The organism is Streptomyces sp. AC627_RSS907 (assembly GCF_019049165.1).
Window position 1 is genome coordinate 1 of sequence record NZ_JAGMUE010001291.1, and the last position, 629, is coordinate 629.

A 629-nucleotide genomic window follows, 5' to 3' on the forward strand; every position below is an offset into this window, starting at 1 on the left:
CTCAAGGACGGGCTGAAGTTCGAGGACGGCACGCCCATCACCTCGCGGGACGTGCGGCACTCCATCGAGCGGCTGTACGCGAAGTACCAGACCAACGGGCCCCTCTACCTCCAGCAGTGGCTCTCGGGCGAGGGGCAGACCTTCCGCGAGGCGTTGCCGGACGGCCCGTACGGCGGGGACCACCTGCCGGCGTCGGTGCTCGACACGCCGGACGACAAGACCATCGTCTTCCACTTCGACCAGCCGCGCGCCGAGGTGCCGTTCGCGGTGGCCATGCCGAACATCGGCGCGGTGCCGCCGGGCAAGGACAAGAAGGAGGGGTACAACAAGGCGCCGGTCGCCTCGGGCCCGTACAAGGTCGCCGACTTCAAGCCGGGCAAGGGCATCACGTTCGTACGCAACGAGCACTGGGACCCGAAGACCGACCCGATCCGGCACCAGTACGTGGACCGCTTCGAGGTGTCCTTCGGCCACCAGTGGATGGACTCCACGCGCCGCCTCCTCGCCGACCAGGGTGCCGACAAGCGGGCCATGACCTGGAACAACGCGGTGGACCCGGCGCAGATCTCCACCGTGCTGAAGGACAAGGAGGCGATGGCGCGCTCGCTGACCCGCACCCAGCCGTACGT

General features: G+C 68.5%; 1 protein-coding gene. It reads left to right on the forward strand.

Annotated features, from left to right (window positions below):
- Positions 1-629, forward strand: a 629-nt coding sequence (locus KUM32_RS41545) for an ABC transporter substrate-binding protein (protein ID WP_254406805.1), incomplete at both ends; no start/stop codon positions are given.